This is a genomic window from Pseudomonas sp. ZL2 (assembly GCF_054788455.1).
Window position 1 is genome coordinate 1 of record NZ_JBGOGX010000019.1, and the last position, 16,113, is coordinate 16,113.

The window sequence follows — 16,113 nt, forward strand, 5'->3', positions numbered from 1 at the left end:
CCAGCGCCGCCGTCACCGCCGCGGTGGCCAGCACGCCGATGGCGACGTTGGCGGCGACTTCCAGCACGCCGCTGACGATGTCGGCCATCATCGAGGTGTGCATCAGCGCGTCGCCCTGACGAGCGGCCCAAAGAGCGTCAGACATGCAGGGTGCTCATCAGGTCAGGGCGTCGAAGTTCAATGATTGCTTGATCGCCGCCCAGTGCGCCGCCTCGGCATCGCCCAGCGGTTGGGCTTTGACGTAGCTCAGGGCGAACATCTTGCGAGTGCCCGGTAGCACCAGGGCGAGCTGGTACTGATAGACCTTTTCGTTGCCCTTGCTGAACTGGCTGCGCAGCTCGATGCCGTCCACCGACTGCTCGGCGCCCAGGCGCACGGCCTGGCCAGGTTGAAAACGCAGGTCCTTGACCTGTTGTTGCAGACGTTCAAGCTGACCGTCGAAGTTGCTTTGCAGGGTTTCGCCGTCGGCCAGCAGGCTGCGGCTGACGATCAAAGATGTGCCGAGCTTGGCAAAGCGCAGGATATTGATGGTGGTGTCCTGCACCTCGACATCGGGCAGGGCAAACTGGAATTCGTTGAGACGATAAGTCATGACGCAGGAATCTCTTTATTGGCTGGCTTTGGGCTTGGGGAAGATCGCTTCCACGGCGCCATCGATGGTGCCTTTGACGCCTTGCCCGTCCGGAGTGGCGCCGGGGGCGCCGCCGATGTTCAGGTCCAGGGTGCCGCCGGTGTTGAACTGGGCATTGCCTTCGGCGTTGAGGTTGAACTGCACGCCGGTGAGGTTGATCTGGCCGCTGGCGTTGAGCTCGAGCACACTCTTGCCACACACCAGGCGCAGGTTCTCGCCGACCTCGATCAGGTAGCTGCGGCTGATGCTGTCGGTCTTGGTCGAGCCCACCAGCAGGATGTCGTCGCGCTTGACCGCGCGAATACGGTCTTCGCCGATGGTCGCCACTTCGCTGAAGTCCACCACCTTGTTGCGGTTGTGGCCCACCCAGTGGCTCTCGTCGTTCTCGACCTCGATGTCCTGGTTGCGCTCGGCATGGATGTACAGCTGCTCGGCGCCCTTCTTGTCCTCCATGCGGATTTCGTTGAAGTTCGCTGGCGTGCCACCTTTGCTCGAACGGCTTTTCATCCCGCTCTGAGTGGCATTGGCCGGCAGGTCGTAGGGCACGGTCTGCTCGGCGTTGTACACCCGGCCAGTGATGATCGGCCGGTCCGGATCACCTTCAAGAAAGCTGACGATCACTTCCTGGCCGATCCGCGGGATCTGCATCGAGCCCCAGTTCTTGCCGGCCCAGGCCTGGGACACGCGGATCCAGCACGAGCTGTTCTCGTTGGACTGGTCATGGCGGTCCCAGTAGAAGTGCACCTTGACCCGGCCATACTGGTCGGTCCAGATCTCTTCACCGGCCGGACCGACCACGATGGCGGTCTGCGGTCCCTTGACCTGCGGGCGCAGGGTGCTGGCCAGGGGGCGGAAGCTCTGCTGCGCATCGATGCAGCTGAGGTTGCTTTCGAACTGCGCGTTGCCGCCACCGGCACCGGTTTCCAGACGCTCCTGGACGACGTAGTAGCGGGCGCCGACGATCAGGTACTCGCGGTTCTGGTCCTGGCGGCTGAACCCGCTCATGCTGAACAGGTTGCCCGCTGCCAGGCCCCGGGCGTTGCCGCGCAGCTCGATGCGCTCGTGCAGGCTTTGCAAGGCCTCGATGCGGGTACGGGCGTAATGCTCGCCGTCCTCGCTCTGCACGTAGGTGCCGGGGTAGTCGTATAGCGGGTAATCGCCAGCGGTGTGCGGACGCGGCATTTCCGAGCGCACGTCGATGCGTGCGCTGGGGCGCTGGAAGTCATAGTCGTTGAGCTCCAGCGAGCCGGATTGCACCTCCTGGGCCAGATGCCAGTCGTTGAGGTGGTCGCGCTCGCGATGCTGGCCATCAGGTGGAAAGTACGGCACCGATTCGTAGCCCGGCACTACCTGATGGGCGCCATAGGCATCGGCCAGCACCAGCACGTGACGGTCCTTTTCGTGGCGGAAGTAGTAGTAGATACCTTCCTGTTCCATCAACCGGCTGACAAAGTCGAAGCTGGTCTCACGGTACTGCACGCAGTATTCCCACTCACGGTAGGGGCGGCTGAGACTGTCTTCGAAGTCGGAAAAACCCAGGTCGCGAAACACCTGCTTGATGATCTGCGGGATGGTCTGGTTCTGGAAGATGCGGCAATCGGAGGTCTTGCTCAGCAGCCACAGCCACGGCCGCAGGGTCACCCGGTAACTGGCGAACTGGCCGCGGTCGATGCTCTGGCTGCAACGCGACACGATGCCGTGAAAATACCGCGAGCGGCCCAGGTCCAGTTGCAGGCTCAAGCTCATGGGCTTGCCCAGCAACTGGTTGAGGTCGATGGACGAGTTGTCCGAGGTCAGCTGCAACTCGTAGTCGAACAGCCGCCCCAGCTCTTCGCCGCCACCCATTTCCGCCAGGATCAGGGCATCCGGGCCCAGCGGGCTGTTGATCTGCGCCAGTCGGGTGAATTGCTTGAATAGCATCGTTTATCTCGTCAAACGCGCCATCACGGCGCGTCGCTGAAGTGGTAGTGCAGCTCGTTGGCGTGGCAGCTGATGCGCACCCCGGCCAGGGCCTTGCCTTCGAGCATGCGCGTCAGGAACTCGCGGCTCATGTCCGGCAACAGGCTGTTGGTCAGGATCGCGTCGATCATCCGTCCGCCGCTTTCAGTCTCGCTGCAGCGCGAGACGATCAGGTCGACCACCTCGTCGTCGTAGTCGAAGGCGACCTTGTGGGTGCCTTGTACGCGCTTGCGGATGCGTTCGAGCTGCAGGCGGGTGATGGCCTTGAGCATCTCGTCGCTGAGCGGGTAATAGGGGATGGTCACCAGACGCCCGAGCAGTGCTGGCGGGAAGATCTCCAGCAGCGGTTGGCGCAGTGCGGTGGCGATCGCTTCCGGTTCGGGGATGTTCTGCGGGTCCTTGCACACCTGGGAAATCAGCTCGGTACCGGCGTTGGTGGTGAGCAGGATCAGGGTGTTCTTGAAGTCGATCACCCGGCCTTCGCCGTCTTCCATCACGCCTTTGTCGAACACCTGGAAGAAGATCTCGTGCACGTCCGGGTGGGCCTTCTCCACCTCATCCAGCAATACCACGCTGTAGGGCTTGCGCCGCACCGCCTCGGTCAGCACACCACCTTCGCCGTAGCCGACATAGCCGGGCGGGGCGCCCTTGAGGGTCGAGACGGTATGGGCTTCCTGGAACTCGCTCATGTTGATGGTGATGACGTTCTGCTCACCGCCATACATGGCTTCGGCGAGGGCCAGGGCGGTTTCGGTCTTGCCCACCCCGGAGGTGCCGGCGAGCATGAACACGCCAATCGGCTTGTTGGGGTTGTCGAGGCCGGCGCGGGAGGTCTGGATGCGCTTGGCGATCATCTGCAGGGCATGGTCCTGGCCGATGATGCGCTTGGCCAGGTGCTGATCGAGCTTGAGCACGGTTTCCAGCTCGTTGCGGGCCATGCGCCCGACCGGGATGCCGGTCCAGTCGGCAACCACCGAGGCCACGGCCTGATAGTCGACGGTCGGCAGAATCAGCGGGGTTTCACCTTGCAGGTCGCTCAGGCGTTGTTGCAGGTCGATGAGTTTTTCGCGCAGCTCATGGCTCTGTTCGCTGCCCGTGTCGCGGTCGACCACTCCGACGTTTTCGCGCAGTTGCGCACGGGTGGCCAGCAGTTCGTCGACCAGGGTTTTCTCTTCGGCCCAGCGGCTTTCCAGTTCGGCCAGGCGCTCGCGCTCAGCAGCCAGCAAGGTTTCAGACTGTTGCTGGCGGTTGCCGATGGCGATACCGATCGCCTGTTCGCGGGCGATGATCTGCAGCTCGGTTTCCAGTGCCTCGATGCGCCGGCGGCTGTCATCCACTTCAGCCGGCACCGCGTGCAGGCTGATGGCGACGCGGGCGCAGGCGGTGTCGAGCAGGCTGACGGACTTGTCTGGCAACTGGCGCGCCGGGATGTAGCGGTGGGAGAGCTTGACCGAAGCTTCGAGGGCTTCATCGAGGATCTGCACCTGGTGGTGCTGCTCCATGGTCGAGGCCACGCCGCGCATCATCAGCAGCGCCTTGTCTTCGCTCGGCTCGGCGACCTGCACCACCTGGAAGCGGCGGGTCAGGGCCGGGTCTTTCTCGATGTGCTTCTTGTACTCGGCCCAGGTGGTGGCGGCCACGGTGCGCAGGCTGCCGCGGGCCAGGGCTGGCTTGAGCAGGTTGGCGGCATCACCGGTACCGGCCGCGCCACCGGCACCGACCAGGGTGTGGGCTTCGTCGATGAACAGAATGATCGGTTTCGGCGAGGCCTGAACATCCTCGATGACCTGGCGCAGGCGCTGCTCGAACTCGCCCTTCATGCTCGCCCCGGCCTGCAGCAGGCCGACATCCAGGCTGCGCAGTTCGACGTCCTTGAGCGAAGGCGGGACATCGCCGGCGACGATACGCAGGGCAAAGCCTTCGACCACTGCGGTCTTGCCCACACCGGCTTCACCGGTGAGGATCGGGTTGTTCTGCCGGCGACGCATGAGGATATCCACCAGTTGGCGGATCTCTTCATCACGGCCGACGATCGGGTCGAGCTTGCCGCTGCGCGCCTGCTCGGTGAGGTCAACGGTAAAGCGCTTGAGCGCTTCCTGTTTGCCCAGGGCGCTGGGGGCCATGGCACCGCTGGCTTCGCCCGGCACGGCGCCGGCATTGAAACCGTCGCTGGCGCTCAGGGCGTTTTCCGGCGAATCACCGACATACTCGTCAAAACGTTCGCTGAGGGCTTCGACCTTGATCTTGGCAAACTCCGACGACAGGCCGAGCAAGGCATTGCGCAGGCTCGGGGTCTTGAGGATACCGAGCACCAGGTAGCCGGTGCGCACCTGGCTTTCGCCGAACATCAGGCTGCCATACACCCAGCCACGCTCGACGGCTTCTTCGACGTGGGAAGACAGATCGGTGATCGAGGTCGAGCCGCGGGGCAAGCGGTCCAGGGCATCGGTCAGCTCACGGGCCAGGCGCGCGGGCTCAAGGTTGAACTGGCGGATGATGCGGTGCAGGTCCGAGTCCTGCAGTTGCAGCAGTTGATGAAACCAGTGGGCCAGTTCCACATAAGGGTTGCCCCGCAATTTGCAGAACACCGTGGCGGCCTCGATGGCCTTGTAAGCGACGCTGTTGAGTTTGCCGAACAGCGCGGCGCGGCTGATTTCACCCATGTTCCGGACTCCTTGTGGATTGCGATGCGGTCGCCTGCTCGGCGTAGTACCGAGCCAGTGTCAGATCCCTGGCATCGTGTTGCGGGCGGCCCAGCCAGGTATCGAAACCCAGGCGTCGACCGGTGTTGAGTTGCAGGGCGGGTATCTGCTCCTGCTGCAGGATCAGGTTCAGGTCCCAGTCCAGCTCGTGCCCCTGATGCTCGGCGACCCAGGCCACCAGCTCGCCAAAGGCACTGCCATCGGGCAACAGTGACAGGTACTGGTCCAGGCTCAGCGGCCCCAGGCAGATGCGAAACTTGTGCTGGCGGTCCCAGACGTGGCTGCCCAGGCACACATCCATGCCCAACTGGTTGGCGCTCGCACCCAGGCGGCTGCGCTCCGGCAGTTGTAGCCACTGACCGACATATTCCTCGATGCTCACCGGCACGCCGAAGTACGCCCCGAGAATGCCACGCAGGCCATCCGGGTAGCGGGTCTGGGCGGCGAGATGGCCGCTGTAGTGCAGCTTGGCGGTGTCCGGCAACGGGCCCTGGTCGCGCAGCGCCGGTGTGCCGCGGCCGCTCAGGGCGGCCAGGCGCGCGGCCCAGTAGTCGTCATCGGGGCGGTCATGGCTGACCGTCGGCCGCGCCTCGGCCCAGGCCCGGTAGAACAGGCTCAGCAGGCGGTGATGAAACACATCGAGAAAGCGCTTGCTGGTGCTGTCGGCGTTGTTGCGCTGGCGCTCGCGCATGTACTCGGTCAGGTGCAGGGGCAGGGGGCCGTTGGGGCCGCCGAGGCCAAAGAAGAACTGCTCCAGGCGCGCCGGGCCCTGCTCTGTGGCAGGCGTCAGCGATGCCAGGGTTGCCGGCGCAAAAGCGCAATCGAGCTGCTGGCCAAGGCGAACCGGCTCATCGGCCAGGCGCAGGGAATGGCCGAAGCGTGGCAACTGCGGCGACTCGCACTCAAGCCGGCGCAGGGCCTGGAAGAAATCGTAGTTCCAGGGTTCGGCCTGCATCTCGCTGAGGATATTCACAGGGTCGGACGGCGTCCGGGCTTGGCTTTCCATCGCATGATCTCGCCGCGTTCGGTGGTACGGAGCACCGTCTCGGTAAAGCTGTTGATCGACACGTAACGTGCCAGGAAACGCTCGAACACTGCACCGAGGAGGAACACCCCGGTGCCGCGGAAGGCGTTCTCATCGAACTCCAGGGTGATCTCCAGGCCACGGCCAAAGACGATCGGCCCGGGCATTGGCAGCCGTCGCGTGCAAGCCTTGCTGCTGACCTCACGCAGGCCGTCGATCTGCAGTTGCAGGGCGGCGTCATGGCTGTCGCCGTACAGGCGCAGCAGCTCGCGCAGAGCGGCTGCGCCCTGGCCCTGTTCGGTCAGCGACAGGTAGTTCAGCGACAGCTGGCTGATCAGGCGCCAGGCCTTGTTGTCATGGGCGTGGCTGGCACGCGGCCGGCTTGGTCCGGCCAGGCAGCGAATGGCGGCCACTGGCGCGCTGTCGGCCAGCGTGAAATCGCTGCGGCCATCGCCAACGTTCATGAACAGCGGCAGATCGCGGTTGGTACACAGGGCGCTGACGCCCAGTTGGCGCAGGTCATGGCGGTAGGGCGCCTGCTGACCATCGACCAGGCTGATGAAGGTCTCGCTGCCCATGTAGGTCGAGCGGGTGCCGTTGCGCCGCTGCTCGCTGGAAAGCATGCGTGGTTCGCGGCGCACGATGTAGTACGCCTGGTCACGGCCATAGCGCGACGGATCGCGCACGGCATAGAACGGCAGGAAACTCTGGTCGGGGCCGGTGCCGTGACCGGTCACACTGCTCAGCGAGTGGATCTCGAAATCCGTCGGCCGGGTGCGGTCAGCGATCACGTGGTGCTCGTTGACCCGGTCGCTCAGGTGGATCCGGTCGACACGGCGCGGGAACAGATTGATCGCCGGAGTACAGAAGGGCACGAACTGCTCGACGCCGACGCTGCCTTCCAGCGTCTGGTCGTAGCGCTCGAACAGCACGATCAGCTCCAGCTCCTGCCCGTCGCAACGTTTTACCGCGCGACTCAGCTCGGCGAACTCGACGAACAGGAAACGCTGCGGCAAAGCGAAGTATTCCTGCAGCAGGCGGTAACCCTGGAACGCCTGCGGGACCACCGGCAAGGCTGCCTCGCGGTCATCGAAGCCGCACGGGCGCAGGGCCGAGGCAGGAATGCGCTCGACCCAGTCGCTGCCGGGCTGGCGCGCGAACACCGCACAGGCGTTGCCCAGCAACTGCTCATAAAGGCGAAACGGCAGTTCATCGGCGCCGTTGAGGTACAGCGGCAGGCTGCTGAGGTCGAGCGCGTTGAACGGCAGCTCGGCGCCGGTACGCAAGGTAATGCGCAACCCGGCGCGGGCTTTCGGTTCACTGGCGGCAAGGCGCCCGAGGTTGGCTGCGGGATTGCCGAAGTATTCGGCCTGGGCCACCTGCAGCGGCCACAGCGTGACCGGGTGGGCACTGCGAAATTCACAGGGCGTCTGCGAATTGCGGCCAAGGGTGGCGCGCAGCACGCTGCCACGGGGCAGGGTGAAACCAGCACTGAGCGATCCTTCGTCAGGATCGGCCTGCATCTGCACCACGGCCATCGACGGCGTCGGTGCCAGGTAGTGCGGGTAGGCGATCTCCAGCAGGTTGTGGGTGAAGGTCGGGTACTCGGCATCGAGCTTGAGTTGTACCCGTGCGGTCAGGTAGGCAAAACCTTCGAGCAGACGCTCGACATAGGGGTCGGCGCAGTCAATGCCGGACAGGGTCAGACGCCCGGCGATCTTCGGGTATTCCCTGGCGAATTCTGCCGCGCTTTCACGGATGTGTTGCAGTTCCTGGTTGTACAGCTCGAGCAGGCGCGGGTTCATGGACGTCTCCGGCGCTCGGCGGGGGCAACCCGGACATGCCCGGATTCCAGGTCAAGGTCTGTGCGCAGCAGCAACGGCAGTGCCGCGGGCTGGGCCCACAGGTCGCCTTCGATCTCGAAACTCAGGGCGTTGTTGTTCATTTCCCCCGGTGCGACCTGGGCGCGAACCCGCAGGCTGCTGCGCAGGATGCGCGGTTCGAAGGTGGCGATGGCCTGGTAAATGATGCTCTCCAGAGCGCTGATATCAATGTTCGAGGCGCTGTTACCGGCCAGTGCCGGCAGGCCGTAGTTGACCACCGAGGTGCCGGCCGCAGTGTTGAGCGTGGCGCCAGCATCAAGCAGTGAGGTGGTATTGAGTAGCCAGGTGAGATCGCGCAGTACTGACGCCTTGAGCTGGTTCAGCGACAGCACGCGTTTGTCGTTGGCTTCTTGCAGGTTGCCGGGCTCGTCGTCGGTCAGACGATCGAGCAGCGAAGGCTGCAGGCGGTCACGTGCAGCGATTTCGGCTACCAAGGGGCGGCTCCGGTGGTGGGATTCAAGATTGCGTTGGCCTTATCGCGGGGCAAGCCCGCTCCTACCAGGTGGGAGCGGGCTTGCCCCGCGAAGAGGGCGAAACGCATCAGATCTTGACGTTCTGGCGCACGTTCCAGCCGTACTTGACCGGGCCGCCGTCTTTGGTGCCGTCAGCTTTCTGCGGCTGGTAATCGACCGTGACCTTGCCGAAGTTCAGGGTGACGTTTTCGGTCAGGCGGTCATCGCCGCCCGAGCCGCCGGTGCTCAGCGAGCTGATCAGCACTTCTTCGAGGTTGATGACCAGGTATTCAACCTGGCTTTCGCCACCGGCCTTGCGCACGGTCAGCTTGACCTTGTCGATGTGCTTGCCGCTGGAGCAATGCATCATCAGGTTAGGGCTGGACTTGTCGACGTACTTGGTCAGCGACAGGTCCTGGATGTTGACCTTGCCGGCGCCACCGCCACCGCCCATGTGCATGTTGCCGGACTGGGCCATGCCCCAGCTCCAGTTCAGCACATCGATCTCGTCCTTGTGGGCCTTGTCCATGGACTCGCCCTTGATGTCGCCGATCTTGATGAAAATATCAACTGCCATGTTGTCTCCAGAGTGTGGCTTCTACCACATTGTTTTTCAGTGCACGCCCCGCATTTGCGGGGCGCTTCAGCGAGCCAGGGCTCAGGCGCCCTTGGCCGATGGCAACTTCGATACCAGACGTAGCGACACGGTCAGCCCTTCGAGCTGGTAGTGCGGGCGCAGGTAGAAACGCGAGTTGTAGTAACCCGGGTTGCCTTCGACTTCTTCGACCACCACTTCGGCCGCCGCCAGCGGATGCTGGGCCTTGGTGGTTTCGGTGGAGTGGGCCGGGTCGCCATCGACGTAGTTGAGAATCCAGTCCTGCAGCCAGCGCTGCATCTCGTCCTTCTCTTTGAACGAGCCGATCTTGTCGCGCACGATGCACTTCAGGTAATGGGCGAAGCGACAGGTGGCGAACAGGTACGGCAGGCGCGCAGCCAGGTTGGCGTTGGCGGTAGCGTCCGGGTCGTCATACTCGGCAGGCTTTTGCAGCGACTGGGCGCCGATGAAAGCAGCGAAGTCGGTGTTCTTCTTGTGCAGCAGCGGCATGAAACCGTTCTTCGCCAGTTCCGCTTCACGGCGATCGGAGATGGCGATCTCGGTCGGGCACTTCATGTCCACGCCACCGTCATCGGTGGGGAAGGTGTGCGCGGGCAGGTTCTGCACTTCACCGCCGGACTCGACACCGCGAATCCGCGAGCACCAGCCGTAGTACTTGAACGAGCGGTTGATGTTCACCGCCATGGCGTAGGCGGCGTTGGCCCAGGTGTACTTGGTGCTGTCGGCACCGTCGGTGTCTTCTTCGAAGGCGAAGGCTTCCACCGGGTCGGTCTTGGCGCCATACGGCAGGCGCGCGAGGAAACGCGGCATGGTCAGGCCGATGTAGCGCGAGTCTTCCGATTCACGCAGCGAACGCCAGCCAGCGTACTCCGGGGTGGTGAAGATCTTGGTCAGGTCGCGCGGGTTCGACAGTTCCTGCCACGAGCCCATGCCCATCACGGTCGGCGAGGCCGCAGCAATGAACGGCGAGTGCATGGCGGCACAAACCTTGGACAGCTCGCCGAGCAGCTCGACGTCCGGTGGCGACTGGTCGAAGTAGTAATCGCCGACCAGGCAGCCATATGGCTCGCCGCCGAACTGGCCGTATTCCTCTTCGTACATCTTCTTGAACAGCGGGCTCTGGTCCCAGGCCGTGCCCTTGAATTTCTTCAGGGTCTTGTGCAGGTCGGGCTTGGAGATGTTGAGCACGCGGATTTTCAGCTGCTCGTCGCTCTCGGTGTTGTTGACCAGGTAGTGCAAGCCACGCCAGGCGCTTTCCAGCTTCTGGAACTCGGGGTGGTGGATGACCTGGTTGACCTGGGCAGTGAGCTTGGCGTCGATGGCGGCAATGATCGATTCGATCGACTTGATCGCGTCATTGGACACCAGGTCGGTTTGCGCCAGGGCCTGTTCGGCCAGGGTGCGTACCGCAGTTTCGACGGCTTCGCGAGCGCGCTCGGTCTTGGGTTTGAATTCTTGCAGCAACAGCGAGGCGAACTCGCTGGCTTGCTCGGTGGCCGCTGGCTGGGCCTGGGTATCACGCATCGGATCGGTCATGAGGCTATGTCCTGATTAAGCGTTCGGCTCGGGGTCCTGGGGCTTTGGCGCACTGGCCAAGGCCTGGAGCAGGGCCGGATCCTTGATGGCTTTCATGATGATTTCTTCGGCGCCGGTCTTGCCGTCCATGTAGGTCAGCAGGTTGGCCAGCTGGGTCCGCGCTTCGAGCAGCTGGTTCAGCGAATCGACCTTGCGCGCCACGGCGGCAGGGCTGAAGTCGTCCATGCTTTCGAAGGTGATATCCAGGCTCAGGTTGCCTTCGCCGGTCAGCTCGTTGGGTACATGGAAGGCTACCCGTGGTTGCATGGCCTTGAGGCGCGAGTCGAAGTTGTCGACGTCGACTTCCAGGAACTTGCGTTCGGCCACCGGCGCCAGCGGCTCGGCAGGCTTGCCCGCGAGGTCGGCCATGACGCCCATGACGAAAGGCAACTGGACCTTCTTTTCGGCGCCGTAGAGCTCGACGTCATACTCGATCTGCACCCGCGGCGCGCGATTGCGCGCAATGAATTTCTGAGAACTGGGGTTCGCCACGTTGTTCCTCCTGGTCGCAGGTGCGACGGTATTGGCGTCATCGATCGTTGCCGGTAACGGTGTTGCATATGTGCGTAGGGTCTGGCCCGCAGGCCTCAGTCGGTCTCAGGCCCGCGCAGGGTTTCGAATTGCGACAGCCCATCCGGGATCAGGTCGCGGACGATCGCGGCAAAATCGGCATTCACCAGATTTTTCGCGCGGTTCAACAGCACCGGCAGCGGGCTCGAGGGCTCGTGACGGGCGTAGTACTTGAGAATTCGGTCGAGGCTGCGCAGCACCTCGTCGCGGCTGGCGATATCGGCCGAGGCACGGGCAACGGGGGCTGCAGGAGTCGCGCTGGCAAGAGACGCCGGGCTGTCGGCTGCGGTGCTGACTTCGCTGACTTCGCTGGTGTCGTTGGCGGCTTGCTCGCTTGCTGGCGCATGTTCGGCGAGGATTTGCGCGGCCTGGCGCAGCGGCTGTTTCAGGGCGCTGAGATCAACCCCGCTGGCCGACCCGACCTGCTCGTTGACGTACTGCTCGATTGCCTCGGTGGCTTCGCGGGCCTGCTGCAACGCCTCGTGGGTGGCCTGCAGTTGCTCGGCATCACTGTCGCGCAGGGCACCGCCGAGCTCGTCGGCATTGAGTGTCTCGCTGGCAAAGTGCTGCAGGCCGCTGGCGTGCAGGGCCGCGCGCAGGCTGACCGGGCCGAAAGCACGGGAGCGGGTCAGAAGGCTTTCGCGCAGCAGGGCGATGTTGGTCTCGCAGACCAGACCGGCGAGGGCGTTGATGCGCACCGTCGGGTCATTGTCGTCATCGGCGTCGAGTTGCGGGTGCACGTGCGGCCAATACTGGCGCAACAGGTCGTTGATCAGTTGCAGGGTGCTGGCAAGGCCGGCAATGCCATGCAAGGCCAGGGCACTTTGCAACAGGAAATGAGTGACGCGAAGGTCTTTGCTGCGTTGCAGCAGGGCGGTGCAGGACTGTTCGATCTGCCGCCATTGGGGCGGTTCGGCAGGCTGGATGGCATCGCCCATGACACGTTCGGGCTTACCTTGGGCATCACGCTCCAATTGCAGGAAGTCCGGGTCGTATTCAAGGTCGTCGCCGCAAGGAAAGTTCTCCGAAACGGCAGCGAGCAAATGCGCTGAGTTCACCAGATATCGATCTCCGTATCGTCCCGTGGTGGGGGTAGCTAATGTGCGCTAATTGGTTTTGTGACGTAGCGCACATATTTTGCTGAGTTGTCCTTAGTTGATATCAAAGTGATATCACGCTTGTTCAGCAAGTCGCGCATTTTTGGTTTATTTCCAATTGGCTGTCAAGGTAAGCTATCGGCCCACCGTAACCTGAGTTTTGGGCCAAACAGGTTTTCTGACCTATTGGTCAGGGTGCCGGTGGATGTCGTTTGAAACTGACAGAGTTCGGCTAAAGTTACCGAACATCGGACATTCAGTTGATTTTTCAGGGATTGGAAGCGAATCGCGTTATCTGCGCAAGGCCTGAAGCGGGTCCGCAGGCGATTCAGGATGTTGCTAAGGAGGCGTGATGTCGCTGAGTCTGACTATTACCAGTTATCACAAGATTACCCCTGGCCAATGTCCTGAAAAGTTCATCGAATCAGGTGCCATCAGCATTGGACGTGGCCCCGGTAATGATTGGGTATTGCCCGATCCGGAACGTCTGGTCTCTTCGCAACATTGTGTCATTCAATATAAAGACGGTCGCTACTACCTCACTGATAACAGTACGAATGGTGTCGAATTAATTCACGCCGGTATTCGTTTGCGTCGCGGTAACAGTGAGCCGCTGATGGATGGCGAAGTGATCCGCATTGGCGAGTACGAGATTCAGGCGCGCATCGATTCAAGCTTCAAAATGGAAGATGGCAATCCGTTAAGTCGCGATGCCTCCAACAGCTTCGAGGCGCTGATGGCCAATCAGGCTGGCGCCGCCCCTACTCCTTCAGTCCCCGCCGCGCCTGCGTTCATCCAGGGGGCCTCGAGCAACGATACCCTCCCTGACCTGTTCGATTTTCTTGCACCGGCAAGCATTGCACCGGTGACCCAGCCCGATCATGTGCCTGCCCAACAGCATGACTTTCGCCCACCAACGCCAGTGCCGCCTGTTGTGCCAGCGCCGGCGAGCCCCGGGGTCATCCCCGAAGACTGGGACCTGTTCGCCGAACCTTCAGCTCCCACGCCCGCTCCTGTAGCCGCGCCGGCCGCGACCGCAATGCCCGCTCCGGCGCCCGTTGCCGAAGCCGTTGCGCAGCCCGCCCCGGCGCCCGTTGTCGAAGCCCTTGCGCAGCCTGCCGACTCAAGTGCGTTGGTCCAGGCATTCCTGCGCGGTGCAGGTCTTGAGCAGTTGCGAATCGACAGCGCCCAGGTAGAGGCGCAGATGGAAGCCCTCGGCCGTAGCTACCGGCTGATGGTCGAGGGTCTGATCGATGTACTGCGTGCGCGCAGCAGCCTCAAGGGTGAGTTCCGCATGCAGCAGACCATGATCCGCCCGGCGGAAAACAACCCGCTCAAGTTCGCTCCGAATGCCGATGAAGCGCTGCTGTTGCTGCTGCGGCACGGCAATCACGCGTTCATGGCGCCGGATCAGGCAGTACGCGACAGCTTCGACGACCTGCGCGCGCATCAGTTGGCTGTGATGGCGGGTGTTGAAGCGGCCATCAAGCACCTGCTCGCACGCTTCGAGCCGGCACAGCTGGAGTCGCGGTTAGGCGAGCCGGCCGGCCTATCGAAACTGTTCGGCAGCTCGCGCCAGGCGCAGTACTGGCAGCAGTTCACCGAGCTGTACAGCAAGATCTCCGGGGAAGCCGAAGACGACTTCCAGGACCTGTTCGGGCGCGAGTTCAGCCGCGCCTATGAGGAGCACAGCGCGCGTCTGCAACGCTCCTGAAACAAACGGAAAGTGCCACGTCATTGAGGACGCAGGATGATTCGAACAATGCTGATGGCGGCGGTGACCACACTGCTGCTCAGTGGTTGTAGCAAGGATGAAGTCGCAGCACCGGTCCAGCCCGAGGTGGCAGGGCCTACCAGCGTGACCTTGTATTTCAGTGCCGCCGCCGGGCTCAACCCGGGCGCCAACGGCCAGGCCGCGCCTGTGCGCGTGCGCATTTTCGAACTGAAGAACAGCGCCAACTTCAACCGCGCCGATTATTTCGCCCTGGCCGAACGTGCTCCGGCGACCCTGGGCGCCGACCTGATCGATCAGGACGAAGTGCTGGTGCAGCCTGGTGAGCAACTGCGTGTCGAGCGCCCGCTGAGCTCGACCACCCGCCAGATCGGCCTGGTGGTCGGCTACCGCGAGGTCGATCAGGCGCAGTGGCGCAGCCTGCTGCCCGTGCCGCCGCTGGATTACCAGATCAGCCTCGATGTCCGCGCTGTGCGCAGCGCTGCCCATACCTCCCCAACCAGTACCGCCCAATAGGCGATCGGAGAAGCCATGTCCTGGAACAATCGTGTGGTCTGGTCGGAAGGCATGTTCCTCGGAACCCAGCACTTTCAACAGCATGACCGTTATCTCGAAAATCTGATCGATGCCCGCAGCCGGCCACTGTCGGCGGGCGCCTGGGGTTTTTCCGAGCTGCTGATCGACCAGGGCCTGCTGGCCCAGGGAAAACTGGCCATCGTTTCGGCTCGGGGCCTGCTGCCTGACGGCACACCTTTCAACATCCCCCAGGATGACTTGGCGCCAAGCCCGCTGAACATCGATGACAACCTGCGTGATGGCCTCGTGTACCTGGCCTTGCCGCTCAAGCGCGCCGGTGCCCGCGATACGGTCGACGAGGGCGAGACGCTGGGCGGTGCGCGCTATGTCAGCCGGGTGGCCGAAGTGCGCGACGACAACGCGCCGTTCGAGAATCGCTCGCCGGTCGCTCTCGGTTCCCGTGCCCTGCGCCTGATTACTGCCGAAGAGGGCCTGAGCGACTATGCCGCGCTGGGCCTGGTACGTATCAAGGAAAAGCGCGCCGACCGCGCCCTGGTCCTGGATGACAGCTATATCGCGCCAGTGCTGGATGTATCGGCGAGCAAGAGCCTGTCGGCATTTCGCAGCGAACTGCTGGGCCTGCTGCATCAACGCGGCGAAGCGCTGGCCGGGCGGGTGGTAGCCTCGGGTGCCGGCGGCGCTTCGGAAATCGCCGACTTCATGCTCCTGCAACTGGTCAACCGCGCCCAACCGCTGGTCGAACACCTGAGCCAGTTGAGCCCGTTGCACCCGGAGCGGCTTTACAGCGAGCTGGTCAGCCTGGCCGGTGAGTTCGCCACCTTCTGTGCCAGCAACCGTCGCCCGGGCGAGTTCCCGGTGTACCAGCATGATGACCTGGCAGCGAGCTTCGCCCCGGTCATGCAGGCGCTGCGCGAAGCCCTGTCGATGTTGATCGACAGCAAGGCCACGCCCATCCCGATCGTCGAGAAGGCCTACGGCATTCACGTGGCCATGCTGGCTGACCGCAGCCTGCTCGATAACGCCAGCTTCATCCTCGTGGTGCGCGCCGACGTGCCGAGCGAGACCCTGCGCGGGCGCTTTGCCCAGCAAAGCAAGATCGGTGCGGTCGAACACATTCGCGACCTGGTCAACCTGCAACTGCCGGGCATCGGCCTGCTGCCGTTGCCGGTGGCGCCACGGCAGATCCCGTTCCATGCCGGCTCCACCTACTACGAACTCGATCGCGGCAGCGAGCATTGGCAGCAACTGCAGAACGCCGGGGGCTTTGCTTTCTACGTCGCCGGCGAGTTCCCGGGGCTGAACCTGGCCTTCTGGGCCATCCGAGGATAAGCCGCG

13 protein-coding genes are annotated in these 16,113 nt (G+C 63.3%); 3 read left to right on the plus strand and 10 right to left on the minus strand.

Annotated elements, in window-relative coordinates:
* Window positions 1–157 precede the first annotated feature (157 nt).
* The 10 genes from ABM562_RS14775 to tssA form a co-directional block, all read right to left on the minus strand.
* Window positions 158–592: a DcrB-related protein gene (locus tag ABM562_RS14775; protein WP_115084873.1), complete on the minus strand. Its 435-nt coding sequence runs from the start codon at window positions 590–592 to the stop codon at window positions 158–160.
* 15 nt (window positions 593–607) lie between these two features.
* Complete coding sequence (locus tag ABM562_RS14780; RefSeq protein WP_115084874.1) at window positions 608–2,551, minus strand: type VI secretion system Vgr family protein; 1,944 nt, start codon at window positions 2,549–2,551, stop codon at window positions 608–610.
* Window positions 2,552–2,574: 23 nt separating this feature from the next.
* Window positions 2,575–5,253 carry a type VI secretion system ATPase TssH gene (tssH, locus tag ABM562_RS14785; RefSeq protein ID WP_134064815.1) on the minus strand — a complete coding sequence of 893 codons (2,679 nt, stop codon included), beginning with the start codon at window positions 5,251–5,253 and terminating at the stop codon, window positions 2,575–2,577.
* On the minus strand, window positions 5,246–6,298 hold the full coding sequence (gene tssG / locus ABM562_RS14790; protein WP_134064813.1) for a type VI secretion system baseplate subunit TssG: 1,053 nt from the start codon (window positions 6,296–6,298) through the stop codon (window positions 5,246–5,248). The genes tssH and tssG overlap by 8 nt, the downstream gene beginning before the upstream one ends.
* The gene (gene tssF / locus ABM562_RS14795; protein ID WP_233674102.1) at window positions 6,262–8,121 is read right to left on the minus strand and encodes a type VI secretion system baseplate subunit TssF; all 1,860 of its coding nucleotides are present in this window, start codon (window positions 8,119–8,121) and stop codon (window positions 6,262–6,264) included. The genes tssG and tssF overlap by 37 nt, the downstream gene beginning before the upstream one ends.
* A complete protein-coding gene (tssE, locus tag ABM562_RS14800) occupies window positions 8,118–8,633 on the minus strand; it encodes a type VI secretion system baseplate subunit TssE (RefSeq protein WP_115084878.1) in 516 nt (171 codons plus the stop codon). Before tssE ends, tssF begins: the two co-directional genes overlap by 4 nt.
* A gap of 106 nt (window positions 8,634–8,739) precedes the next feature.
* Window positions 8,740–9,228, minus strand: coding sequence for an Hcp family type VI secretion system effector (locus tag ABM562_RS14805; protein WP_115084879.1), 489 nt, complete (start codon window positions 9,226–9,228; stop codon window positions 8,740–8,742).
* 81 nt (window positions 9,229–9,309) lie between these two features.
* Entirely contained in the window at window positions 9,310–10,803 is a 1,494-nt protein-coding gene (gene tssC / locus ABM562_RS14810) for a type VI secretion system contractile sheath large subunit (protein WP_115084880.1), read from the minus strand.
* A 15-nt stretch (window positions 10,804–10,818) separates the two neighbouring features.
* On the minus strand, window positions 10,819–11,334 hold the full coding sequence (tssB, locus tag ABM562_RS14815; protein ID WP_115084881.1) for a type VI secretion system contractile sheath small subunit: 516 nt from the start codon (window positions 11,332–11,334) through the stop codon (window positions 10,819–10,821).
* 95 nt (window positions 11,335–11,429) lie between these two features.
* A complete protein-coding gene (tssA, locus tag ABM562_RS14820) occupies window positions 11,430–12,470 on the minus strand; it encodes a type VI secretion system protein TssA (RefSeq protein WP_346617749.1) in 1,041 nt (346 codons plus the stop codon).
* A 391-nt stretch (window positions 12,471–12,861) separates the two neighbouring features.
* Here tssA and tagH point away from each other — a divergent pair, with 391 nt between their 5' ends.
* The 3 genes from tagH to tssK are packed head-to-tail and all read left to right on the plus strand — an operon-like array spanning window position 12,862 to window position 16,107.
* On the plus strand, window positions 12,862–14,223 hold the full coding sequence (gene tagH, locus ABM562_RS14825) for a type VI secretion system-associated FHA domain protein TagH (RefSeq protein WP_115084883.1): 1,362 nt from the start codon (window positions 12,862–12,864) through the stop codon (window positions 14,221–14,223).
* A gap of 36 nt (window positions 14,224–14,259) precedes the next feature.
* Complete coding sequence (tssJ, locus tag ABM562_RS14830) at window positions 14,260–14,757, plus strand: type VI secretion system lipoprotein TssJ (protein WP_134064805.1); 498 nt, start codon at window positions 14,260–14,262, stop codon at window positions 14,755–14,757.
* A 15-nt stretch (window positions 14,758–14,772) separates the two neighbouring features.
* Window positions 14,773–16,107, plus strand: a complete 1,335-nt coding sequence (gene tssK, locus ABM562_RS14835) for a type VI secretion system baseplate subunit TssK (protein WP_134064803.1) — start codon at window positions 14,773–14,775, stop codon at window positions 16,105–16,107.
* The last annotated feature ends 6 nt before the right edge of the window (window positions 16,108–16,113 follow it).

Coding starts and splice junctions, on each gene's coding strand:
- tssK (WP_134064803.1), top strand. CDS start 14,773: ATGTCCTGGAACAATCGTGTGGTCTGGTCGGAAGGCATGTTCCTCGGA.
- ABM562_RS14775 (WP_115084873.1), bottom strand. CDS start 592: ATGACTTATCGTCTCAACGAATTCCAGTTTGCCCTGCCCGATGTCGAG.
- ABM562_RS14805 (WP_115084879.1), bottom strand. CDS start 9,228: ATGGCAGTTGATATTTTCATCAAGATCGGCGACATCAAGGGCGAGTCC.
- ABM562_RS14780 (WP_115084874.1), bottom strand. CDS start 2,551: ATGCTATTCAAGCAATTCACCCGACTGGCGCAGATCAACAGCCCGCTG.
- tssC (WP_115084880.1), bottom strand. CDS start 10,803: ATGACCGATCCGATGCGTGATACCCAGGCCCAGCCAGCGGCCACCGAG.
- tssJ (WP_134064805.1), top strand. CDS start 14,260: ATGATTCGAACAATGCTGATGGCGGCGGTGACCACACTGCTGCTCAGT.
- tssF (WP_233674102.1), bottom strand. CDS start 8,121: ATGAACCCGCGCCTGCTCGAGCTGTACAACCAGGAACTGCAACACATC.
- tagH (WP_115084883.1), top strand. CDS start 12,862: ATGTCGCTGAGTCTGACTATTACCAGTTATCACAAGATTACCCCTGGC.
- tssG (WP_134064813.1), bottom strand. CDS start 6,298: ATGGAAAGCCAAGCCCGGACGCCGTCCGACCCTGTGAATATCCTCAGC.
- tssH (WP_134064815.1), bottom strand. CDS start 5,253: ATGGGTGAAATCAGCCGCGCCGCGCTGTTCGGCAAACTCAACAGCGTC.